Origin of the sequence: Vibrio sp. 10N.222.51.C5 (assembly GCF_041474575.1) — a bacterium.
Lineage (GTDB): Bacteria > Pseudomonadota > Gammaproteobacteria > Enterobacterales > Vibrionaceae > Vibrio > Vibrio crassostreae_C.
The window spans coordinates 1-22,221 of record NZ_JBFRUJ010000036.1; the positions used below are offsets into that span (position 1 = coordinate 1).

17 protein-coding genes, 1 pseudogene and 1 riboswitch are annotated in these 22,221 nt (G+C 43.4%); of the genes and pseudogenes, 5 read left to right on the top strand and 13 right to left on the bottom strand.

The features are described from left to right. Window positions 1–43: 43 nt before the first annotated feature. A pseudogene (locus AB4558_RS11975) lies at window positions 44–313 on the bottom strand (carboxypeptidase M32); the annotation flags it as partial. Window positions 314–704: 391 nt separating this feature from the next. Between AB4558_RS11975 and AB4558_RS11980 the strand changes: the two are divergent. Then, window positions 705–983 carry a hypothetical protein gene (locus AB4558_RS11980; protein WP_102321458.1) on the top strand — a complete coding sequence of 93 codons (279 nt, stop codon included), beginning with the start codon at window positions 705–707 and terminating at the stop codon, window positions 981–983. A gap of 382 nt (window positions 984–1,365) precedes the next feature. Here the strand turns inward: AB4558_RS11980 and AB4558_RS11985 are convergent, their stop codons facing one another. Together AB4558_RS11985 and AB4558_RS11990 are read right to left on the bottom strand one after the other, a co-directional pair. Then, window positions 1,366–2,277 (bottom strand): LysR family transcriptional regulator, encoded by a 912-nt coding sequence (locus tag AB4558_RS11985; protein ID WP_017069525.1) that lies wholly within the window; start codon window positions 2,275–2,277, stop codon window positions 1,366–1,368. Between the two features lie 330 nt (window positions 2,278–2,607). Beyond that, a complete protein-coding gene (locus AB4558_RS11990) occupies window positions 2,608–4,080 on the bottom strand; it encodes a carboxypeptidase M32 (RefSeq protein ID WP_017066275.1) in 1,473 nt (490 codons plus the stop codon). A gap of 296 nt (window positions 4,081–4,376) precedes the next feature. On the opposite strand from AB4558_RS11990, the gene AB4558_RS11995 reads away from it, so the two are divergent. Continuing rightward, window positions 4,377–5,012 (top strand): LysE family translocator, encoded by a 636-nt coding sequence (locus AB4558_RS11995; RefSeq protein WP_017058961.1) that lies wholly within the window; start codon window positions 4,377–4,379, stop codon window positions 5,010–5,012. A gap of 101 nt (window positions 5,013–5,113) precedes the next feature. Here AB4558_RS11995 and AB4558_RS12000 read toward each other — a convergent pair whose 3' ends face one another. From AB4558_RS12000 to AB4558_RS12015, 4 genes are all read right to left on the bottom strand, one after another. Next, window positions 5,114–6,589, bottom strand: a complete 1,476-nt coding sequence (locus tag AB4558_RS12000) for an aerolysin family beta-barrel pore-forming toxin (RefSeq protein WP_372073966.1) — start codon at window positions 6,587–6,589, stop codon at window positions 5,114–5,116. 560 nt (window positions 6,590–7,149) lie between these two features. After that, a complete protein-coding gene (locus tag AB4558_RS12005) occupies window positions 7,150–7,611 on the bottom strand; it encodes a hypothetical protein (protein WP_017059728.1) in 462 nt (153 codons plus the stop codon). Further along, window positions 7,608–8,420 carry a transcriptional regulator gene (locus AB4558_RS12010; RefSeq protein WP_372073964.1) on the bottom strand — a complete coding sequence of 271 codons (813 nt, stop codon included), beginning with the start codon at window positions 8,418–8,420 and terminating at the stop codon, window positions 7,608–7,610. Before AB4558_RS12010 ends, AB4558_RS12005 begins: the two co-directional genes overlap by 4 nt. A gap of 384 nt (window positions 8,421–8,804) precedes the next feature. Continuing rightward, window positions 8,805–10,175 (bottom strand): alanine/glycine:cation symporter family protein, encoded by a 1,371-nt coding sequence (locus tag AB4558_RS12015; protein ID WP_372073962.1) that lies wholly within the window; start codon window positions 10,173–10,175, stop codon window positions 8,805–8,807. Between the two features lie 128 nt (window positions 10,176–10,303). Continuing rightward, a riboswitch (glycine riboswitch) is annotated at window positions 10,304–10,423 on the bottom strand. A 610-nt stretch (window positions 10,424–11,033) separates the two neighbouring features. Here AB4558_RS12015 and AB4558_RS12020 point away from each other — a divergent pair. Together AB4558_RS12020 and AB4558_RS12025 are read left to right on the top strand one after the other, a co-directional pair. Then, window positions 11,034–11,768 (top strand): chromosome partitioning protein ParA, encoded by a 735-nt coding sequence (locus tag AB4558_RS12020; RefSeq protein ID WP_372073960.1) that lies wholly within the window; start codon window positions 11,034–11,036, stop codon window positions 11,766–11,768. 322 nt (window positions 11,769–12,090) lie between these two features. Continuing rightward, the gene (locus AB4558_RS12025) at window positions 12,091–12,318 is read left to right on the top strand and encodes a hypothetical protein (protein WP_065584878.1); all 228 of its coding nucleotides are present in this window, start codon (window positions 12,091–12,093) and stop codon (window positions 12,316–12,318) included. Window positions 12,319–12,461: 143 nt separating this feature from the next. Here the strand turns inward: AB4558_RS12025 and AB4558_RS12030 are convergent, their stop codons facing one another. The 6 genes from AB4558_RS12030 to AB4558_RS12055 all read right to left on the bottom strand — a co-directional run bounded on the left by AB4558_RS12030 (window position 12,462) and on the right by AB4558_RS12055 (window position 19,933). After that, window positions 12,462–14,003, bottom strand: a complete 1,542-nt coding sequence (locus AB4558_RS12030; RefSeq protein ID WP_017059723.1) for a sodium:alanine symporter family protein — start codon at window positions 14,001–14,003, stop codon at window positions 12,462–12,464. Window positions 14,004–14,576: 573 nt separating this feature from the next. Continuing rightward, window positions 14,577–15,749 carry an ABC transporter permease gene (locus AB4558_RS12035; protein ID WP_372051453.1) on the bottom strand — a complete coding sequence of 391 codons (1,173 nt, stop codon included), beginning with the start codon at window positions 15,747–15,749 and terminating at the stop codon, window positions 14,577–14,579. Beyond that, window positions 15,746–17,065, bottom strand: a complete 1,320-nt coding sequence (locus tag AB4558_RS12040) for an ABC transporter permease (protein ID WP_372158833.1) — start codon at window positions 17,063–17,065, stop codon at window positions 15,746–15,748. Before AB4558_RS12040 ends, AB4558_RS12035 begins: the two co-directional genes overlap by 4 nt. Window positions 17,066–17,072: 7 nt before the next feature. Continuing rightward, on the bottom strand, window positions 17,073–18,047 hold the full coding sequence (locus AB4558_RS12045; RefSeq protein ID WP_017070946.1) for an HlyD family secretion protein: 975 nt from the start codon (window positions 18,045–18,047) through the stop codon (window positions 17,073–17,075). Between the two features lie 3 nt (window positions 18,048–18,050). Then, window positions 18,051–19,490: a TolC family protein gene (locus AB4558_RS12050; protein WP_372158834.1), complete on the bottom strand. Its 1,440-nt coding sequence runs from the start codon at window positions 19,488–19,490 to the stop codon at window positions 18,051–18,053. 215 nt (window positions 19,491–19,705) lie between these two features. Further along, window positions 19,706–19,933, bottom strand: coding sequence for a hypothetical protein (locus tag AB4558_RS12055; RefSeq protein ID WP_009846577.1), 228 nt, complete (start codon window positions 19,931–19,933; stop codon window positions 19,706–19,708). 624 nt (window positions 19,934–20,557) lie between these two features. Here AB4558_RS12055 and AB4558_RS12060 point away from each other — a divergent pair. Continuing rightward, entirely contained in the window at window positions 20,558–22,210 is a 1,653-nt protein-coding gene (locus AB4558_RS12060; RefSeq protein ID WP_032545674.1) for a sensor histidine kinase, read from the top strand. The last annotated feature ends 11 nt before the right edge of the window (window positions 22,211–22,221 follow it).

The following is a 22,221-nucleotide window of genomic DNA, read 5'->3' on the forward strand; positions in this document are numbered from 1 at the left end:
TGTTCATGACACGCTTACGATCAGCCTCTATCGATTTATTCCATTAAAGGTAACGACTTCTCAAATGATCTTTGAAGTATTGCGCATTCAAGGTTTCACCTGTTGCACCTTTCACCAAATCATCAGTAGTAAGCAGGCTGCCTTTGCTCCAAATGTTCGATTCTAACCAATTGAAGATAGGGGATAGGTCACCGCTTTCAATCACTGAGTTCACATCCACTGTTTTCTTCATTGAAGCCATGAACTGAGCCGCGTACATCGCACCTAATTTGTAAGGTGGGAAGTAACCGAATGCGCCGTCCGTCCAGTGGAGAATGTGACCTGCATTTTAAGGTAGTTGCGGCTGTCCAAATTCTTGCTAACGGGGCGACTTAACTCACAAAGTACGAAAAGTGGGGGCAGAGTACAGTTCTTGACTCAAACGAATTCGCTAGTTTTTGCTCTGTAAATCGCACTGAAAGAGTCACACACATACAAGGTAGTATGAGCATAGCCTTGAACAAGCCCAAAATCCTCGCTGAGAGCGTTTGAGGAGGTCTGAGGGTTGTTTTTGGTAGCTAATTTACCCATTTACCATAATAAGAATGATGAACTCCGACTTTAATTGCATGAAACGAGAGCTATCTATTTAGTTTCACTGCTGCGACAATCTTAATTTCTTACTAAACTGGAATTAGTATTGAACTAATAAAAAAGGAATAGTTATGCGAATTGTTTTTTTTGTTTTTGCTCTTTTTTTTTCTTCCCTTTCATTTGGAGGTTTTAAACCAATTCACGATAAAGCCTTAGAAGAAAAAGCACTCGATGCATTAGAAGTTCACTTAGTAGCTGAAGGTTTGATAAGAGATGATGCTGAGCTAGCTCTCGCGTATGAGGAGGGAGGGAAGAGTATTTTTTTCTTTCGAGTAAGAGTGCATGAAGGTGGGGATGAGTTATATAGGGTTTTTTGCTCAAAGGCTAGGTGCCGTTTTAGTTATAACTGACAATTGAAGTTGTAGTGGTCTAATGATCCCTGACAATCACGTAAGCGACTTTTTCTATCCTTTTAATTCATGCTTTGCTTAATTGGCAATCTTGCTAAAACGGAAATGTCCAGAGGCTTCATAAGCCTGAAGCTTTACTCGTGGCGCTTTTCTTGCAAAGTGCCTGCTAGCTCAGATCTGCCCCAAAATCACAACAAACTGTATGATATCTTTTATATTATTTAAAGGTACAGGGAAAGTGACATGACTGAAGAGATAGTCAGCTTGATACCTCACACTCCTATATAAAGGGTGTAATCCATCAAAACTCGAACTTAAAGTTAACTGAAACGAAAACAAGGCTCTAATTGAACCTTGTTAAAAAATTGGATGAGTCTATGAGTTAACGACGGAGACCGTCTTCAAATCGCTTGCGATAATTGTTTATCACGGTGATTAACGACTTTTTAATATCAACAATTTGTTTGGAATGTGGACACCAAAGCGCGAAGCCAAACTTGAAGCCCTCTAGCATCTCATCGGCTTCAACTGGCTCAATGGCATGATTGGCAAACTCAGTATTAGCGAAGGTTTTAGGCAGTAACGCCCAACCCAACCCCGCTTCGACCATCTTTATCACTAGGGCAAGTTGATCGATTGCTTCATTGTCTGAGCTGTAAATAATCTTCTCTGACATACCTTCTTCAATAAAAGATCGTAAGACAAATTGTTTGCTGTTTTTCAGAGCTACCAAGACTGCACTTTTCTCCAACCTAGATAGATCTCCACCTTTTTGAACAAAAGGGAGAAATTCGAAATGCCCAAGGAAAGTCGCATCAAAGCTATACATCGCCTGACGGTCATGCACATTGACGATACCAAAATGGTATTCGCCACTATCTATGCCTCTTTTGATGTCCTGTTTATTCCTAACAAAAAAGTTCACGCGCATTAGCGGAAAATCGCGAAGAAATTGCTGGCGGATTTCAACCAAAGCGCGATGAGGAATCACACTAGAATAAGCGATGTTGACGCTTTCTAATCCACCATAAGAGAGGCTTAGCGCCAATTTATCGAAAGTACGCGCTTGCTCGATGGTTAATTTAGCATTGTGATAAAGAAGGTGACCATCTTCAGTTGGCTCTACCGAACGCCCCACTCGTTCAAACAAACTGACCGCTAGTTGGTCTTCAAGGTTGGTAATCACCTGCCCTATCGTAGTTCGGTGCTTATTGAGTTTGACCGCGGCTTTGCTAAACGAGAGTTGTTCATAAACGGTCACGAACGCGAGAAGTTGTTCAAAACTAAAATTCATAGGTTTCGCTTCCTTTCTAGAGTGATTTACTTAAAATATGATAACTGATCTGCACCAGTGATACTGGACATTCGACTAAGCGACTTGCCCTACTTCTGTTAATTCATGACTTACTAAATTAGATAAAACGCAACTCGGAAATGTCCAGAACCTTCACAGATGGCACTTCGTAACTCAGAAGTGCCCCTTTTCTAGTTAGAACCAAAGCTACCCTTCAGCCATAATTGTGACTTTTGACTTACAATACTTGTACTATGCTTTTTTCAGCTTGGTTCTACTTACACAGCAAGCTCTGCAAGTAGAAACCTTCAATGTAGTTGGGCGTTTTATCTACAGATAACGACTTCTCAAATGGTCTTTGAAGTATTGCGCATTCAAGGTTTCGCCCGTTGCACCTTTCACCAAGTCATCAGTGGTCAGCAGGCTGCCTTTGCTCCAAATGTTTGATTCTAACCAAGTGAAGATAGGGGATAGGTCACCGCTTTCAATCACAGAGTTTATATCTACCGTTTTCTTCATTGAAGCCATGAACTGCGCCGCGTACATCGCACCTAATGTGTACGATGGGAAGTAACCAAATGCGCCGTCTGTCCAGTGGATGTCTTGCATACAGCCGTTAGTGAAGTTGCCTTGAGTGCTTAAACCAAGGTAAGACTGCATCTTGGTATTCCATAACTCTGGCACGTCAGTGTGTTTGATCTTGCCGTTGATCAAGTCACGCTCAATCTCGTAACGCAGGATAACGTGTGCAGGGTAGGTGAGTTCATCAGCATCGACACGGATGAAGTCTTTCTTCACGCGCGTGTAGATCTTCTGGAAGTTTTCTTTCTCAAATTCTGAGCCTGAGAATTGCTGACCAGCCAAGTTCGCTAAGTGTCCAATGAACGGGTCGCTGCGGCCGACTTGCATCTCGAAGAATAAAGATTGAGATTCATGAATGCCCATAGAACGAGCTTCCCCCGCTGGTTGTCCTGCTAGGTGTTTTGGTAAGCCTTGTTCGTAACGTGCGTGGCCTGTTTCATGCACAATACCCATTAAGCTTTGAACGAATTCCGCTTCGTCATAGCGTGTTGTGATACGCACGTCTGAAGGCACGCCGCCACAGAATGGGTGAACACTTTCATCCAATCGGCCGTGTTCAAAATCGAACTGAAGCAGCTTCATGACTTCTAAACCCAGTGCTTTCTGTTTCTCGGTCGAATAGATACCTGATGGTGCGTTAAATTGCTCGCTCGATTGTTTTTCGATCACTTCATCAATTAAACCTGGAAGCCAAGTTTTAACGTCTGCAAATAGGGTATCAAGTGAAGTAGAGCTGGTGCCCGGTTCATAAATATCCAGCATCGCATCATAAGGCGTTAGATTGGCTGCGTCTGCGCGAATCTGCGCTTCTTCACGAGAAAGCTCAACCACTTCACGCCAGTTCTTTTCGAATCCAACCCAGTCGTTGTTACCGCGTTGGCTACGCCACGCATGTTCACATTTTGAACCCGATAGAGATTTCGCTTCAACCAGTTTTTCTGGAAGTAGGTTTGCTTGTTGCCACTGGCGTTTTATTTCACGAAGTGACGATTGTTGCTCAGTGTTCAGCGCTTCATTTTCAGCGTCTGCAATCCAATCGCCAAGCTGTGGTTGAGTCATTAAGCCGTGAATATGAACAGAAAGCTCGGCCATCGCTTCACTACGAGCTTGGTTACCACCTGCTGGCATCATTGAAGCTTGGTCCCAACCACAAATAGAAGCTAGGTGTTGAAAGCGTGAACATTTTTGAGAGTGTTCGACTAGTTTTTTGAATGCGCTCATTTGACTACTCTTAATTTGGTTTCTTTAAATGATCCTTAGGGCTGCGTCAGCGTTAAGGTTCATCTCGTGTACTTTGATTATGGCTTTGCTTTTTAATGACGCCGACCTTCGCAGTCGAAGATATAGCGAGAAAAGCATGAGGCGGTACGATGCCTTGAATTTACTATTTCTTAACAAATCAAACTGTTCTATTGTGCACAAAATCAGTGAGTTGTATAGCTGGTGGCAATTGTTGCTTGCGAATTGTTCAGATACACGGTATTGATGATAGATCGCTGAACAAAAATGACAATGATATGGATATTTTGAACTTTGAGGCATTTCTAATTGCCATCACTATTTTAACGCTAACGCCGGGCTTAGATACGGCTTTGGTGATTCGCAATACTAGCCGCTCTGGCTTAGCTGACGGTTGTATGACGAGCTTTGGTATTTGTAGCGGCTTGTATGTACACGCGTTTTTCTCTGCTGTGGGTATATCTGCAATCCTCGCCCAATCCGCTGAACTCTTTCAAGCCGTTAAGATGGTAGGTGCGGTTTACCTCATCTGGCTTGGCTTAAGCAGTTTGCGAGCGTTGATGAAAAACGGTGGCGGTTTGAAGGTCGGAGAACAAGCTCAGCAGGCTTACAGTGCAAAGCGTTCTTTGCGTGAAGGCTTTCTGTCTAACGTTCTTAACCCAAAAACAGCAGTTTTCTATCTGGCCTTTTTACCTCAATTTGTAAACCCTGAAGGTTCGCCTTTATTGCAATCTATGTTGATGGCTTCGGTACACTTTATGATTGCGATGGTATGGCAATGTGGTTTGGCTGGCGCTCTTAATTCCGCTAAAAACTTGCTCAAAAACGCGAGTTTTATGAAGTGGATGGAAGGCGTGACGGGCATGGTGTTGGTTGGGCTGGGTGTTAAGCTTCTGATGGAAGAGCCTGTGTAGTTCACCGTTTCCAGTTGAACATGAATATATGAAAGCCCACGACGTGGGCTTTGTGCTTTATTACTGGTAGATCTTTGTACCGATCTTATTCAACAGCGCAGTTATTCAACGACGCTAATGTTCATCTCTGCACCTTCGAAACCTAAGTCACTCAACTCATCAGCATTGAAGTTGGTGGTAACTTCGATGTCGCCAATGCGTTCACTGGTTTCATTAGCCGAATCAACGCTTCTTTTGCTGCGTAGATTGTTAGTAATTGGTGTTGCTTGTCCAATTTCGATAGTACCTGCAAATTGAGATTCAGCGTAGAAATCTCCAGACACGTAAGAGTGGAAGGGGCGTAAGCTTCCGCCAGTCGCGTATTGCATGCTTGATAAGCCAGCTTCTTTAATCGCCCAGCCCCAATCCCACCATTTAGTTTCACCAGGGATGTAACGGTGATCCCATTGGTAGCGAATGTCGGCAGATTCACTGCTGCCACGGCCCATAGTGAAGGTATGAGCCTTGTATGGACGGTTATCTGGATGGGTATGCCATGCGTTGCCACCCCAACGAAGGAAGCCGTTGAATTCAACATCGTAGCTAATATCGGCGTTGAATCGGTACGGGTAAGAGATGCTTGAACGATACAGCTCAACTCGAATCGGTAGCTCCGAATTCGCAGGAACCATAGGACGAGCTTGAAGTGTTACTTGTTCGCTAGTGGAGTTGCCATTTGTTTCAGCGAAGCTTTGGTTAGCCTCGAACTTAACGGTGAGCTTAGTTTCGCCAACCAAAGGCCACTTGAAGGTGTTCTCTGTTTGAACGCTCTGTGAGAATCCGTAGCTGTTCGTTTTCGACCAGTTTGTTGATTCGTCTACTTTTAGGTCTACCACCACTTGTTGCGCGATGTTGCTGTTGTTTCTTGCCGTCGCGTAAACCGTTTTCACTAGTTCACGATCCGACTCGACAACATCACCATGCCAAAAGTTGTCGTCGTTAACGGTGTAGGCAAAATTGTCGACGGTGATTTTGGTTTTTTCATCACAGCGATAGCCGCTACAAGAGCCATTGTTATTTCCTTGTATTACCCAACTGTTGCCAGAGCGCTTTATCGTCATGTCTTCGCCCACGTACTGACTGTTATTACCGCCAACCCAAGCGTAACCTAGGTTGTGGGCTAAGTAGCTTAATGGGCGTACAAAGTCGTTACGGTTGTTCACTAATTCATACTGAACATCGATTTCGCTGCCTTCCTGAACCGATTTGGCGGAATAGTTAGGGATTTCAGATTGGTCGTTGTTTGGGTAACAGAACGTTGACCCACTGCTTGATTGCTTAATTTCGCCATGATAACCCGGCCCCATGATTACCCAGTTTCCTTTTAACCCGGTGATCTGCCAAGTGCCCATGCGAGCGACCAAAGTACTCTTCTGCTCTTCTGCTTCATAACGGTCTATAGGACGATAACCAGAGCGACAGACATCTTCACCAAGTTGGTCAAACACTATTTGGTCTGGGTAAATCTTCGCATTTACACCGGTTGATAGAACAGACAACACTGCGGTTGCTAAGAGACTTCTGTTTACTGTGATCATTAACAATTCCCTCATTTGTAATTTTTCTATTTTGATAATGTTTTGTGTGCCGTGCAGTTAACAAGACAAGTTCACTTTTTCATGTTGATAAATAGATAGATACTGAAAAGGGTTGAATTAAATTACCCAGTTAATTCAATAGCTTGTATTGTCATTAGTGTTTTTACGGTGAAAGAGTATGCAACTGAACGTAAATTGTTTGATGGGGCTCAAACCGTTTTTAGAAAAATGAAGGCCCATTATTCGGGCTTAGACGTCAAAATTATTTGACGTTATTTTTGGCGTTTGTATGAATGGTTAATTAGAAGAACAGGTATAACCATTCACAATACTCGTAGTTTTAAGGTGGGCAGGTAGTGAGTGACAAAGAGTAAAAATCTAACTTGAATATTTTGCTTTGCTATCGGTTTTAAAATGCAAACACTTAAAGTAAGGAAGACTGTAATAATTGTATTACTGATAAAATTATAAAAATAACCATCCGTTTTTTATGTGTAATATCGGAAAAGCTTGCTACTTGATAATAGGGCACTTGTTGCTAGTGGTTAAACTATCTCTAATTATCGTTTGGCCAGAAGTTGCGTTCGGCCTGTATTACACGTTTTAATGATGGCAAATAAATCATTCGAACTTAAGATATCAATCTTTACCGTTAATGGGTCATTGTTGATTAACAGGTAAGGCGCCAATCGGCTGTCATTCATTGTTTTATTTATTTTTTGCACAGAGACTAAGTCAATGGTGCCAGAAATAGAAAAGAAAAGTGATTGAGAAGGACGGGCTGTTCCTCTGAATCGCAGAACAAGTGGGTCGGGCATGTTGTCGTCTTGAACGGACATCAGGTGCAGCACCTTGTTGTTACTTATTTTCGTTAATCCGTCGGTACGTAATACATTGTCATTCACTATCAGGTCCACCACGCTATGTTGGTAGCGATGCTCTTCTTTTGGTTGGGGCGAAGGGATACTCCATATGCCAACCAATAAAACGAATGCAGAAATGAGCGCAACGATTGGCATCATAATTGACCTCTTTCTAGGAATAGGGCCAGTTCGGTACTGGCTTGATCTAGTTGGGTTGGCGTGTAAAAGATGTTGACGGACTGGCGTGTGGTTTTGTTCAGAATAGAGAGCTCAGAATATTCCGCTTCTTCGCTAATGTACGCCACGCAATCACATTGATACTGATAGAGAATGCTTTCTAGCTCTGGCGTCATCGCCATTTCAGGGGCTTGGAAAACTTGTATTTGACCTATCCATTGCTCGCTGAGCCGGTTAACGGGGTTGATATCGCTGAGGTTTCTCTCATTAACCTTAGCAAAAGCCAATAACGCTGATGCCAACAGTAAGCAGCCAGTGGTGAAGTAGCACAACTTGTTTCGGTTTTCAGCAGTGGGAAAGTAAGCCGACGAACTTTGTTTAGGGTTAGGCTTAGGTTCGACTGCAACAGCTGCACCGATAGCAATACCGTTATTGCCGACGGGTATCAGGTTGCTCGCATCAGCAAGGGGAGTTGTGGCTGCATTATTGATGGGGGAGTCGATTACCACGCACTCATCGATAAGGCGATAGCCCACCTTAGGAACGGTGACGATTGGGGTTTCTTTGATGCCTAATCTAACGAACCCTTGGCGCAGTAAACTTATACTTTTCGCTAGTGACGTATCCCCTATGAACTCGTTTCCCCAAGCGAAGCTAATAATATCTTGTTTGTTAACAATATCGGGTGAGTTTTTATGTAATAACTCCAGGACCCGAGTTTCACGGTATCCTACTTTAATAGAACGTTCATCGTTATAAATACGGTTTTTAATCGGGTCGAATCTGATCATATAGCCAACGTTTTATTTTTATTATAATTCTCTCTACAATGTAGATGACTATAAACTGACTAATATGTGAATTAAAGTCACATGTTTTATTCTTCTGGTTTTTTGTGTCGTTGAAACGAAAAGAAATTTAATATGTTTGTTACAAAACGCCTGACACCTACGCACAATCTGTTAAATATAAGTAATATCTAATTAAGTGTTGGTTTTATTAGTGTTCTTTTTAGTAGTATTCTATTTTCTTTATTAAATCGCATAGTGGTCGATTTAATATTCTTGTTATTTATAAGGGCATATGTGCTGCATAATAATTTAAGACGTTTCGCTATGTGATGAAAATAAAAAAGCCCGCAGTTGAATGCGGGCTTGGTATTCAATCACTTCAGTTTACGCTTTAACTGCTTCACAATCTTTTGAAGAAGTTAACGGTTTGAAGAATAGCTTGGTTTCTTCGATAACAACGTGGCGCAGCAAGATAAGCCCGATTAGGTTCGGAATTGCCATTAGGCCGTTCACGATATCGGCTATTATCCAGATCATGTCGAGCTTCAAGAATGCACCAGAAGCCACCAAGGCGATGAAGATGATCTTGTAAGGCAAGACTGCTTTGGTGCCTAGCAAGAACACAACACAGCGCTCACCGTAGTAGTTCCAACCTAAAATTGTTGTAAACGCAAAGAAGATTAAGCCAACAGAAACCAACATAGGGCCAAGGGTGTCTGCATTCAAACCAACAGCGAACGCATGAGTGGTCATCGCAGCGCCTGAAAGGTCCGTCTGCCACGCACCCGTTAAGATAAGCGCCAAGCCTGTCATCGTACAGATGATGATGGTATCGAAGAAGGTACCTGTCATAGAGACAAGTCCTTGTTTCACACATGAGTCTGTTTTAGCCGCTGCTGCAGCCATTGGTGCGCTACCTAGGCCAGATTCGTTCGAGAACACACCACGAGCGATACCTGATTGGATAGCAAGCATGATGCTCGCGCCAAAGAAACCACCGGTTGCTGCTGTGTTGGTAAACGCAGAAGTAACAACAAGGGTAATAGCATTCAGTAGTTGGTCTGCATTTGAAATTAGAACGCTTAAACACGCGACGACGTACATAACCGCCATAGTAGGAACAACTTTCCCTGCCACTTTGGCTATAGATTGGATACCACCAAGGGTTACCACCGCCACCAATATCGTAAGAACGACAGCAGAGATCTCACGAGAAGCGCCAAATGAGATTTGAGTTGCGTCTAAGATAGCGTTGACTTGTGGGAAGGTACCGATACCGAAGCAAGCAACACCGAGCGCGAAGACAGCGAACATGACCGCCAAGATTCGTGAGCCGACACCGTATTGCAGGTAGTACATTGGGCCGCCAACCATTTCGCCATTGCTATCGGTTCTGCGGTATTTAACGGCAAGTAGACATTCTGCGTATTTGGTCGCCATACCAAATACTGCGGCAAGCCACATCCAGAATAGCGCACCAGGGCCACCAATCTTGATTGCGGTCGCTACACCAACGATGTTACCTGTACCAATGGTTGCTGAAAGTGCAGTACACAAAGCTGCGAAACTCGATACGTCACCCGTACCAGATTTGTCTTTGCTGAATACCATTTTCAGTGCAGTTGGGAGGTGTCTAAACTGGAGTAAGCCTAAGCGAAAAGTAAAGTAGATACCTGTACCCACTAGCAGAATAAGCAGTGGTGGTCCCCAAACGAATTGGTTGATGGTTTGTAGTGTAGCTTGTAGGTGGTTCATAGATTCCCCTTAATAAATTAAAAATTTAAGGAGAAGAGGGAAGGCAGTGCAGATCTCAGGGATCGGGAGCACTACTTAATACATACGGATTTCTAGATAGAATTCTTTTGTTAATTAAGGCTGTTGCTTTCCACTCCTCTGTCCTTTTGCCTGAGAGTTTCACTTAGCGAATCACTTATAGATAAGTAACGGGCACTAAGCTTGCTCCTTCGGCGACCGATCTAACGGTTCTCTCCAGAGGTTCCTCCAACGACAGTCCTCACTTTTCTGGATTTCTCCAGCATAAAGCACCTGAAAGATTTACTTCTTCGGCGGGTCAATCTAACTAAATGTTAATGTTTAGTTAAAAAACCACTCTCCTGCAGTCTTCATCGGAACAATTACCTAAGTAATTAGGTAATCTGTAGGCGTATCCTAGATCATATAAAATGTGATGTCAGCTACAAAATATCTGTTTGCACAAATGTTGTTCAACTAAATGATCAAACAACGAGTCTCTGACGTAACTTGCTTATTTAAATGGTATAAAATAGAGAAACAAGGAGGAGTTATGACTCGACTAATAGCGATTGTTTTTTTATTGGCTTTGGCATTTGTACTATTTCGTTACCGGACAAACGAAAAACTGCAAAAATGGGTAGTGATAGTTATCGTTAGCAGTTTCCTTTTGTATACTGCCAGCTTGATGATTTCGGAGTTAACTCGTTAAGCCTGCCTGTAAACAGGTGGGATGAATGTGTTAGTAAAGCTTAAGTGCTTCTGGCTTGAGCGATAGGTTTAACTGAGCCTTCACAATCAGTATTGGCATTCGTGTCAGTGACCGCGTAACGTTAAATAAATTTTTGGGAGTACCCGCTAGTGAACCAGCAATCTGGACAAAGCGAACAAGATGAAGTGGTTGTTATAGAAGAACGCGATAAGCGCAGTCAGCTCTATATCGGCATTGCTGCGGTTATAGGTTTAGCACTGGGTGGCTTAATTGGTTCTACAGTTACGGCTTCTAAGTGGGAGTCCACTTACCAGGTACTCGAAACTCGTTATCAAGAACTGCATGACAGCAGAGCACAGTTGATGACATCCGTTGAAACTAAAGTGGCAAAAGTTGATACCGAAATCGATGCGAAAGTAGAAGCCGCTCTAGTGAAACAAACGGAAGAGCATCACAAAGAGCTCCAGGAATTAGCGAAGCAGTCTTCGGTTTTAGAGAAGGCGAACTACTCGTTAGAGCAACAGCTAAATGAACAGAAGCAAACGTTAGAGCAAACTCAGCAAGACAACCAGAAACTTAATCGTCAGGCTGACATGCAATCGACTTTGTTTGAGCGTGCGCGTGAAGTTTTCCGAAAAGAATTACAGATTTCTCAAGAACTTGAAAAACTTGAGAAAGAAAGAGATCAACTCGAGCAGAATCTTGGTTCTCTTAAGAAAGCGTGTGATGTTTACTTAGATGGCACATCATGGGATGCGAAATCTGACGCGTGTGAGAAGCAAGATAACGCTAACTCTCGACTGAGTGATATAAGACAAATGATTGAAGTCCACACCATGGACCTCAAACAGATCAAAACTCTCACTGAAGAGATGGGTCTATAAGCCGAAGGCTTTACCAACCTAACGTTAGTTTTTCACTAAATATTGAAACGCCCACATCACACACGTGATGTGGGCGTTTTGCGTTTGTCGAGAGCATAGATCCGGTGCTTTCTCATTATTGATTATTTGCGTGTTTTCATTGTTTGCTTAGATATTTGTGAATAGTTACGTATATCCACAATGATATGTTACTTGTTGTCTATTAAATGACTTTGCATACATATTTTCAGCTCAGAGTCGCTGCATAATAGTGTTGTTCAGGATGAACACGCAGTCGATTGCTAGCTCGCATTTGGCTGCTTTGACGACAAGGGATGGAGTGATGCCAGAGTATCTTTGTGAGAACTGCACCATAGCTTATTGTTTCGATGATTGTCGCTCGCCATTAGCGCAAAAAGAGATGATCAAAGTAGAAGAGTTGGTTCGTCGTGTCGATGTTGAACACGATGATGAACAGAGTGAAAAGGGTGAAAAGAGTGAGCAGGGCATTGAAGGTAGTTATTCGCCTAATCGTTCAGACATAAAAAATCCCCACAAGCCAAGCTGGTAGGGATTTTGGATAAGTTGCAGTCCTGTTCTCGCTTTCTCAAGCAAAGGGTCTTACAAAAATTTTTAGAACAGTTTCGTTTTTAGAGCTGTGTCGTTTCTTAGAATGCAGTTAGCTACTAGAGCAAAACCTCATTCCACTAAACGTTATTTCTCATACGTTTTGATTTCGCCTGATTTCACACGAGCAACAAACGATTGCAGTTCTTTCTTCACAACTGGCATCAAGAAGTACAGACCAAGAATGTTGAAGATAGACATCGCAAAGATAGCCGCATCAGAGAAGTCGATTACCGCACCAAATTGAATCGTGGCACCAATAACAACAAACACACAGAACATCACTTTGAAAATCAGCTCCGTTGTTTTGCCTTCACCAAATAGGTAAGTCCAAGCTTTAAGACCGTAGTACGACCAAGAGATCATGGTAGAAAACGCAAACATGATTACTGCGAGAGCGAGTGTGTATTTGAATACTTCTGCCGTTTCAGTAAACGATGCAGCAGTCAGCGTTACACCCGTTAAACCAGAGCCATCGAATGGACCTACGTTTAAACCAGCGATAGTGATAACCAATGCGGTCATTGTACAAATGATTACCGTATCAACGAACGGTTCTAATAGTGATACTAGACCTTCGGTGATTGGTTCTTTTGTTTTAACCGCTGAGTGAGCGATAGCTGCTGAACCTACACCTGCTTCGTTCGAGAATGTTGCACGTTTCAAGCCTTGAATTAGCGCACCAATAAATCCACCAACAACACCTTCACCAGTAAATGCACCTGTAAAGATTGCGCTGAACGCAGGGCCAACTTGATCAAGGTTAGAACCGATAACAATCAGAGCCATACCGATATACAGAGCAGCCATCCAAGGAACAACTTTTTCTGTTACCGATGCGATAGAAGGCATACCACCAACAATCACAGAGAAAACTAAAGAGGCAAGTACAAGGCCAGTGATCACACCGTATTCACTTGGTACATCAAATGCGTAAGTTAACATGGCGTGTGCTTGGTTAGCTTGGAACATGTTACCGCCGCCTAATGCGCCCAAAATACACATTAATGCGAAACCAATAGCGAGCACTTTACCTAGTCCGCCTAAACCTCTTTCACCCAGACCTTGGCTTAGGTAGTACATTGGACCGCCCGAAACAACACCTGAAGGTAGGATAGTTCGGTATTTCACACCTAAAGTACACTCACAGAACTTAGAAGCCATACCCAGAAGGCCACACAAGATCATCCAGAATGTCGCGCCAGGACCACCAATCGCAAGTGCAGCACCTACACCGGCAATGTTACCAAGCCCGACAGTACCAGAAAGCGCCGTTGTTAACGCTTGAAAGTGAGAAACCTCGCCGTCCTCTTTAGAGTTAGGATCGGTATACTTACCTTTGATAATGTCTATCGCCATGCCGACACGTTTAAATTGAACAAAGCCAAAATAAACAGTGAAGATGATCGCAGCGAGCAACAGCCAGCCAACAATCACGGGGAAGTTAGCTTCACCAATCGGTACACTTTTAAATATCAGCCCAACGAACCAACCTGTGTATTCGTTGAAAAACCCATCAACACTTTGACTTAAGTTGCTGATAGCTTGGTTAAATGATCCTTCTTCTGCAAATGCACTGGAACTAAACAATAATATAAACCCAAAAAATAATTCACGTATGTTTTTCATGGTTTTCCCTGTCTTTTTAATAAATTATGTTTGTTGCTGTTGTGTTTGTTTTCTATTTGATTTGTATATCTCAGCGGTATATCTACTTCATTCGACTGCAACATAAACGGCTGTAGCTAGGTCGAAAAACGAAATAAATATAAGTACTGATCTTGCTTTGTATGGATATCCTTTTGGTATGTGCACCAATAAGACTACGGTATTCGGGATATCAAGCCCTACTGATAATCCTATACATAAAAATAATGCCAACAAAGAGATTTTTACAATAAATTTACAATTGTTCGGGTTTTGTCATCATTTGGGAATAAGTCGATGCTTTTTAGGCAGAGAAAAGTATATGCAGTAGTTGTTTTAGGGGCGGGTGAAGGATAATTCAGAGTGATGGGCTGTCGGGACATAGAGGGGGACATAGAGCGAACGTAGGAGAGTTCGAGTATTCGATATGTTTTGGCGGTGTTTAAACATTCGAAGGCTGAAGGTGTCTTTGGATCTGAGGATATTAAAAAAGCCCTTTATCAGAGCTTTTATGTTCTAGCGGAAAGCATGAGTACTTTCCGCTAGAACATAAAACTAAACGGCCCGATGACTATTGCTATTGCCAACTGTGCCTTTACTGGATTTGTGGTAGAGCTTAAGTGCCAATAATGAACCCCACAGCAAAACTTGTCCCCATAGCAATGTCCATTGAGACGCCACTTCTTGCCAAGATGCACCCATCTGATCAAGTGCTAAGAAACCTTGGATAGCCGGTGTGCTTGGGAACAGCTGTGATAATAGAACTAACCATTCGGGCATCATTTCAACTGGCCAGATAAAACCTGAAGAGAAGATCAGTGGCATTGAACTGATTAACACTACTACCGTGACGAGTTCTCTTCGTGGCACTAACTCACCAATAAAAATCCCGATCAAACAACTGGCCAGTAAGAAGGGCAGAAGTAAGGTTAAGATCTGTGTTGTTGAGGCGAGCTGGTTTATCCCATACATCGAAAAGCTAGCGCCGAAATAGTACATCGACAACAGGTAATAAATGCCGACTAAGGTACAACAGCGGGCAAGCATCAATTTCGCTGGAGAGGTCTTACTCCAGTAGCCAAATGTCGATTGAGCATTTTGGGTTGCACCCACTAAACCAGAAGCCATGGCTAAGGTTTGTTGCAGGATCAACACAAAGACGGCTGGAACTACGTAATCGATGTATCCCATGCGACTATTAAACGTTGGTTTCAGGTTCAAGCTGAATGCACTGTAGCCTTTGGCTGCCGATTCTAAAGGCACACCTTCGACTAACAAATGGCTGACCTTAACTTGCGCAGCTAACGTACCACCGGCCTTGGCAAGCCCTTCAACAATGGTTCCGTAGACCAAAAAGTAAGAAGCATCACCAGCGTAAGAAAGTGTCGGGCTCTTACCGAGCAACAAGTCTTTATAGAAATCTTCTGGAATGACAAGGAATCCGCCAATCTCTTGGTTAAGCACGGCTTGTTTCGCATCGGCGATGGTGGAGTCTCGACGGACCAATTCGATCTGAGAGGTGGCATCCACCATACGCTCTAATTGATAGCTGCTTTGACTCTTATCCAAGTTCACAACCGAAGCTTTCAGTTGTTGAGGAACTTGGTTCGCGTAAGGCAATGGATACAAGAAGGAATAGAAGACCACACCACCAAATACCGTAAGAAGCACGACAGGGTTGCGCAATACCGCTAAGAGTTCTTGCTTGAGCAGTTGAGTAAAGCTCATCGTTTTACTCCTTGTTGTGCTGATGCTTCTGGCTGTGTTGACGGCGTTGTTTTTGCAGATAAAACTGCTTTTGCTGATAGACCTGCTTGTGTAGATGGATCTGCTTGTGCAGTTAGATCTGATTGCGCCAAGTGTTTCTTAATTAGCAACATTACCACGAAAGCAGGAACTGCGTACCATAACATAGAAGAGAGGCTGATCAAAGACTGTGCTTCGCTCACACCATAACTAGACTGCGCCGTTTGTACTTCGATGTAATGACTCACGGGCAATAAGCTTCTCCAAATTTGAGCAGCCGTGTTCATGTCTGTCACTGGAAAGGTAATGCCCATGAACGCGAAACTCGGTGCAGTAAAGGCACCTGCGAAACTCATCGCCCTTGCAGGATCAAGTGTTAAGAAGAAAAACAAACAACCCATGATGATACAACTGATCACTGTCAGTATTTGGGCAATGGTCAATGCTACAAAGCTGCCATTAAATGGCCAGTCTAAGAGAGCATAGAACCAAAAGCTAAACGCGATACCAAACATTAAAAATAAGACAGCATAAGGTATTAATGTTGAGGTTAGCGACTTCATAGGTGCGTTGGATAACCAAGCTTGAAGGCCACGTGCTCTAACGTTCGCCGTTAAAACTAATATCGTGCCGACCACAACCATGATCTGCCACAGTGCAGGAATAACTGCAGACACCAAGAACTGAGCATAACTGCTGTTCTTGTTAAACAGTGGCGTGATCTGGCTTTGCACTGTTACTGCTTGGCCTAATGCTGATTGGACTGTGGTATCACCGAGTGACAGTTGTTTAACCACTTCAAGTTGAGCGTTAAACGTACCTTGAGCTTGTAGCAGAGCCGAGTTCACTAATTTGCCGATCAAGATAAATTGGCTGTTGTAGAACACGGATACCTGCGGGTTTAAACCTAGGTAAATATCTCGGTCAAAGTGTTTAGGTATTACAACATAGCCGTAGATATCACGTTCGATCATCGCTTTTGCCGCTTCACTCGCTGAGCTGTATTTCTGAGTGACTTGCAGTGTTGGTGAAGCATCAACAAGGCGTGTGAACTGTTGCGAGGTTTGACTGTGCTCAAGGTCGACAACTGCGACCGGTAAGTCACGAGCGATCCCTTGTGAAAAAATCAGCCAGATACTGGCAGCAAGCAGCAAAGGAATCCAAGTTAGGCAAGACAACAACCATTTGTCTTTGCGGACAATCGCCCACTGCCGAAGCAAGGTATTCTTCGCTCTATGATGCTCAGTTGATTGCGAGCCTCTAGATTGCGATCCAGTATATTGAGAGTTAGCAGACATAAGTCACCTAAAGCTCAACCACTAGGCTCATGCCCATACGCAGTGTTTCGCTCGTATCGACAGGGTGCGCTTCTACTTCAAAAGTACGTAAATCGAAGCCTTGTGCTGCGTCTGTTGAGCGCCAAGTTGCGAAATCACCCATTACGGCGATGTGAGTTACTTGGAAAGTTAATGATTTATCCAGAGCCGGTAGGTACGCCTCAAACTGGCTGCCTTTCTCGAAATGCTTAAGCATGTCTTCACGAACATTGAGCACAGCCCAAGCATCCTTGGTGTCGATAACAGTCACAACAGGGAAGCCTTGTGGTGCAAGTTCTCCACTGCTCAATAGAACCTGAGAGACTTCGCCATTAAACCAGCTGTGGATCTGTGTGTCTTTTGCGTAAGCTTCAACTTCCGCTACCGCACCCGCTGCCATTAACGCTTTTTGAGCGGCGGCCACTTTGGTTTCGTCACGCGCACCTTCTTGCGCTAATTGATACATTTGGAATGCAGCGCTTTCGGTGTACTTCGCCGCTTGCCACTGTGTTTTGGCTTCATCACGCTTCTGCTCGGCAACCACACCATCGTTGTAAAGGTTGTTTACACGTTGGTAGGTTTTGTCCATCAGATCGGCAGCTGCTTTGGCTTTCAACCATTGGTCTTTAGCCGCTTGGATCTGTTGAGTACGCGCGCCATTCTCTGCTTCTTGTGCTAATGCACCAGCGGCTTTCTGACCAGCTTTTGCTTGCTCTAGCTTCGCATCAATCTCAGGGCTTAGTAGAGAGAAGATCAATTCGCCTTTTTCAACCGAATCGCCTTTGCGCACGAATATTTCATCAATTCTGCCAGGTACTTTCGATGAGATGCTGTATTGCTGCACATCGATTTGACCTTGAAGCTTAACCGGCTGAGGTTGATAAGCTTGATAGAAACTGTATCCGACCCAGCCAATAACGCCGATACCAACTAAAGATAGAAGAAGGGGCTTAATAGGTTTCATGAATTATCCTTTTGACTGGCTAACGGTGTCTGTTTTTGAGTCGAAATCAGACGGAACAGAGGAGGTTAAGTAACTGGAGTAAGCATTCATTTCGCTGGTTAGCGCTAACAGCTTGTTGAGAGAGATTAGGTATTTGAAGCGAGCAGCAGATTGCTGGGTTTTAATGCTCGCAAGATAAAGCTCGGCATCAACCACTTCTAATGAGTTAGATAACCCTTGTGTGAAGGCTTTTTTACGAAGTAATAGGTTTTCCTGAGCTAAAGACAAGCTCGAGTTTAGGCCTTGAACCTCTTCAATGGCTTGGTTTGCTTCAAGGTAAGTCTTTTGTACCAACACGGTTAAGTCTTGCTTAGCTTGTGACTTAAGGAATTGAACCTGTGATACGGCACTGTGAGCCGCAGCGACTTTGTCGGAACGGCCAGAGGTATCAAGCAGTGGCACATTCACACCAATGCCAACCAACCAATCGGGTTTCATTTCACTGGCTAGAGAGTCATCTTCATACAGGCTGTAATCACCATAAAGGTAAACCTCTGGGTAGTATTTACCTTTCTCGGCTTTAATTAAGCTGCTTGCTTGTTTCTCTTTTGCATCAAGAATCTTAAGGCCGGGGTAGGTCATGAGTGTCTGGTCAATGAACACGTCCATATGAGGCAGGTTCTTATTGATAAACAGTTGTTCAGAGGGTTCTACACTTTCACTTTGACCAAGGATCTGAGTCAGCGCCAATTGCGCAATTTTAAGATCGTTCTGAGCTTTCGTGCGCTCTACAATCGCTTTATCTAAAGAAGCATCGGCTTGTAGGCGTTCTACTCGGGCGATTTGTCCTTGCTGTTCAAGCTTGATGGCGAAATCACGATGCTGAGTTAAGCCTGCTTCAACGGCTTGACGCGTTCTCACCACGTCTTCCGCTAAGATCACCGAGAAGTAATACTTACTTAAGTCTTCGTAGCGAGCTTGTTTCTCCATCAACAGTTGGCTTTGCGCTTCTTCGCTTTTACCTTCAGCCGCATTTTGCGCAGCGGTTATTCGACCACCAGTGAAGATAGGCCACACAGCACGAATGGAAGAGCTAAAGATGTCTTGTTCGGTAATCGTTGAGGTAACGCCACCAACTAGAGGGCGCAAAATCGCGGATATAGCAGGGTTTACTCCACTCAAGCTATCTGAAAACTGTTCACCATTAATCGTCACATCACTATCAAGGTGCGTGTAGTTAGCCCCTAAGGTAATAGAAGGAAGATTGAGGCTACTTGTTGAGTTCTGAAGGTGTTGATAACGTTCAACGTTGGCTTGTTGAGCCGCAAGAGAGTTGTTGTTCTCTTGGAGAATTTGCCACGCTTCAGAAAAAGTGAGCGGAGCTGCATAGCCTGGCGAAGCCATAGTGCCGAGAAGCATACTGGCGATCGCAAGGTATCGGAATTTTGGTTTGGTCATCTGCATTAAATACCAATTAGAGTATTAACTCTAATGTTAACAGGGCGATAGTCATTTGTCTTGAATAGATTGTCTCATATGAATAGAAATTTTCATAACTCGTTAATCAAGTGTAAATAAGATTGAGTGACGTGAATATCAAAGATAAATGAAACTTAAAAAGCACGCATAAGCGTGCTCTTTAAGTTCAGTATAGAAGTGTTTTTACAAAATGAAGTGGCTTATTTAAAGCTAGGACAATGGTGATCGGCGCGCCATACCAATTGTCTTGAACCTTGCATTGTTTGTAATAAATCTCTCCCTGACATTTGCGGGAATGCTAACAATACCTTGAGATCGAGTGGGGAGGTGCCATCTTTCTCATAGGCTCTTACGTGAGTAAAAGTCGATTGTAAGTGTTTGAACAGCATAGTCTTAGTAAGACAAATTCCAAAGTTATCGCGTTTCATTGCCTTGTTTCCTTTTCAACAATGTTTATACGTTATGTTTGTTATCCTGTTTCTATTGGACGTTGCCACTGGCCACTGATCGATACTTCCTGCTCATCAATGTTTTATTATTGGGTGATGCTTTTATCAGTCACCTCTTCGTTGTCTGGCTAGCCGAGTTTGAAATAGCGATGGATGAATAGGGGAGAATACTTAATCCGTTTGTTCATCATTCGTAACGGCGAGCGTGCAACTTTTAGTTATAGATACGTCCAGCGAGCGAAGGGTTGTTGCTATTTTGTTAATCGAAGTTTCGATTCAAAGCGCGGTCTGAAAATCATGACCTATGGCTTAGCAACAATAAACTTCTTCATATGCAACCATTATAATTGTATTTATTTTAAACAACCTAAAAAACACCTAAAAGCTTAGTGATCTAGCTCAATATTTATTCGTTTATTTTGGTTTTTAAGCTAATCAGTCCTAAAAATGAACGATTAATCGAGATGAACAACGTAAAGGATTATCAATTAACAATCTGCTCAATTATTTAGTTGAGTAGCAGTCACAAATTCACGTCCCTAGAAAGGTCATGCGATTAACTTGGTGTTAACATTGATCGTCTAACACTAGGGACGGTGGAATATGAAATGGAGCAGTATCAGTTTCCGTAAAAGGTTACTGATTATCATGACGGTCACTGGCCTCGTTGAACTTTTGATTCTTGCAGCTGCTGGTTTTTACTACATCAAACAATCTCAAGAACAAGAGATGGGTTTGAAAGCGTTAGGTGTTGCTGAATTTCTATCTGAATCGCCGCTTGTCACCAGCATTATTCAAGAAAATGGAACGTTGGACCCTAATGGCGTTCCCTACGTTTTGTCTGAAGAAACCCAAGTTAAATTTCGTAACCTTACTCAGCTCATTGGCGCGGCGTTTATCGTTGTTGGAGATGATAAAGGTATCCGCCTGATTCACCCTTATGATGACAGGCTCGGTAAACCCATGCGTGGTGGCGATAACCAAAAAGCATTGGTATTGGGCGAGTCTTATGTGTCGACAGCCAAAGGATCGCTGGGTTTTTCAGTTCGTGGTAAATCCGCGGTAAAAGACACCCAAGGTACCGTTATTGGTGTGGTGTCAGTTGGTTACTTATTGGATTCGTTGCAAGATCGAATCGAACCTTACTTAGCCTTTTTGATTGTGATGGCGTTGCTGGTGGTTGCGGTCAACGCTTTGATTTCGAGTTATGTATCTCGCCGTTTTCAACGCGCTATTTTGGGCTTTGAGCCTGAAGAGATAGGCCGGTTGTATGTTGAGCTAGATGTAACCATGAGTACCGTGAAAGAGGGCATTCTGAGCATCGATAAGCACGGCATTTTACGTTCAATTAATAAGAGTGCCTGCGATATTTTATCGATAGACAGGGATAAAGCACTCAATCAACAGCGCCTTTCTGATGTATTGCCAGGCAGTGATTTAGAACAACTGCTATCAACCGGCGACACCGACCACGATGTTGAATTGTATTTGAACAATAAGCGAATTATTGCCAACCGCAGCCCGATTATAGTGGCTGGTGAGGTGGTCGGGGCGGTATCGAGTTTCCGATTACGCGATGAAATCAACGATTTAACAGACCAGCTCTCACAAACCAAAGAATATGCAGATCTACTGCGTTCACAAACCCATGAGCATCAAAACAAGCTCAACACCATTAGCGGCTTGATCCAGATGGGCGAGTTGGATTCAGTACAGCAACTGATTGGCCAAGAAACCGCGCACTATCAAAGCTTGATCGAGTTCTTGCGTGAAACCGTTAAAGACCCGCTCATTGCAGGTATGCTCCTTGGGAAGACGGAGCGCGCGCGAGAAATTGGTTTAGAGCTTAAAGTTGAAGAAGGCTCAAGGCTTGAAGCTCTGCCTAGCTGGTTAAACGCGGATGACGTTGTCACAATTCTTGGCAACCTGATTGATAACGCCTTTGACGCCACCATGACGGCGATTAAGCAAGAGGGTCAAATTGCGCCAGCGCGTCGGGTTATTGAAGTTTCAATCAGTGATTTTGGTAATGAAATTATCGTAGAAGTAGAAGACAAAGGGTGTGGTTTGCCGAAAGAGTTGGCAACCAAAGCACTTACCGAAAAAGGCGTATCGAGCAAAGCGAAGCAAAATCGTGGTGTGGGTTTGTATCTGATAAAGCAGTTGGCAGACCGATATCAAGGGCAGCTTGAAATGGTCGACAACCACGATTTTGGCACGCGAATGACGGTTTATCTGCCAAAAGAAGAACAATAATAATTAAGCAC

What these genes read in the sequence shown, in the direction of transcription:
- AB4558_RS11980 (WP_102321458.1), top strand. Translation starts at nt 705, where the DNA reads ATGCGAATTGTTTTTTTTGTTTTTGCTCTTTTTTTTTCTTCCCTTTCA.
- AB4558_RS11985 (WP_017069525.1), bottom strand. Translation starts at nt 2,277, where the DNA reads ATGAATTTTAGTTTTGAACAACTTCTCGCGTTCGTGACCGTTTATGAA.
- AB4558_RS11990 (WP_017066275.1), bottom strand. Translation starts at nt 4,080, where the DNA reads ATGAGCGCATTCAAAAAACTAGTCGAACACTCTCAAAAATGTTCACGC.
- AB4558_RS11995 (WP_017058961.1), top strand. Translation starts at nt 4,377, where the DNA reads ATGGATATTTTGAACTTTGAGGCATTTCTAATTGCCATCACTATTTTA.
- AB4558_RS12000 (WP_372073966.1), bottom strand. Translation starts at nt 6,589, where the DNA reads ATGATCACAGTAAACAGAAGTCTCTTAGCAACCGCAGTGTTGTCTGTT.
- AB4558_RS12005 (WP_017059728.1), bottom strand. Translation starts at nt 7,611, where the DNA reads ATGATGCCAATCGTTGCGCTCATTTCTGCATTCGTTTTATTGGTTGGC.
- AB4558_RS12010 (WP_372073964.1), bottom strand. Translation starts at nt 8,420, where the DNA reads ATGATCAGATTCGACCCGATTAAAAACCGTATTTATAACGATGAACGT.
- AB4558_RS12015 (WP_372073962.1), bottom strand. Translation starts at nt 10,175, where the DNA reads ATGAACCACCTACAAGCTACACTACAAACCATCAACCAATTCGTTTGG.
- AB4558_RS12025 (WP_065584878.1), top strand. Translation starts at nt 12,091, where the DNA reads ATGCCAGAGTATCTTTGTGAGAACTGCACCATAGCTTATTGTTTCGAT.
- AB4558_RS12030 (WP_017059723.1), bottom strand. Translation starts at nt 14,003, where the DNA reads ATGAAAAACATACGTGAATTATTTTTTGGGTTTATATTATTGTTTAGT.
- AB4558_RS12035 (WP_372051453.1), bottom strand. Translation starts at nt 15,749, where the DNA reads ATGAGCTTTACTCAACTGCTCAAGCAAGAACTCTTAGCGGTATTGCGC.
- AB4558_RS12040 (WP_372158833.1), bottom strand. Translation starts at nt 17,065, where the DNA reads ATGTCTGCTAACTCTCAATATACTGGATCGCAATCTAGAGGCTCGCAA.
- AB4558_RS12045 (WP_017070946.1), bottom strand. Translation starts at nt 18,047, where the DNA reads ATGAAACCTATTAAGCCCCTTCTTCTATCTTTAGTTGGTATCGGCGTT.
- AB4558_RS12050 (WP_372158834.1), bottom strand. Translation starts at nt 19,490, where the DNA reads ATGCAGATGACCAAACCAAAATTCCGATACCTTGCGATCGCCAGTATG.
- AB4558_RS12055 (WP_009846577.1), bottom strand. Translation starts at nt 19,933, where the DNA reads ATGAAACGCGATAACTTTGGAATTTGTCTTACTAAGACTATGCTGTTC.
- AB4558_RS12060 (WP_032545674.1), top strand. Translation starts at nt 20,558, where the DNA reads ATGAAATGGAGCAGTATCAGTTTCCGTAAAAGGTTACTGATTATCATG.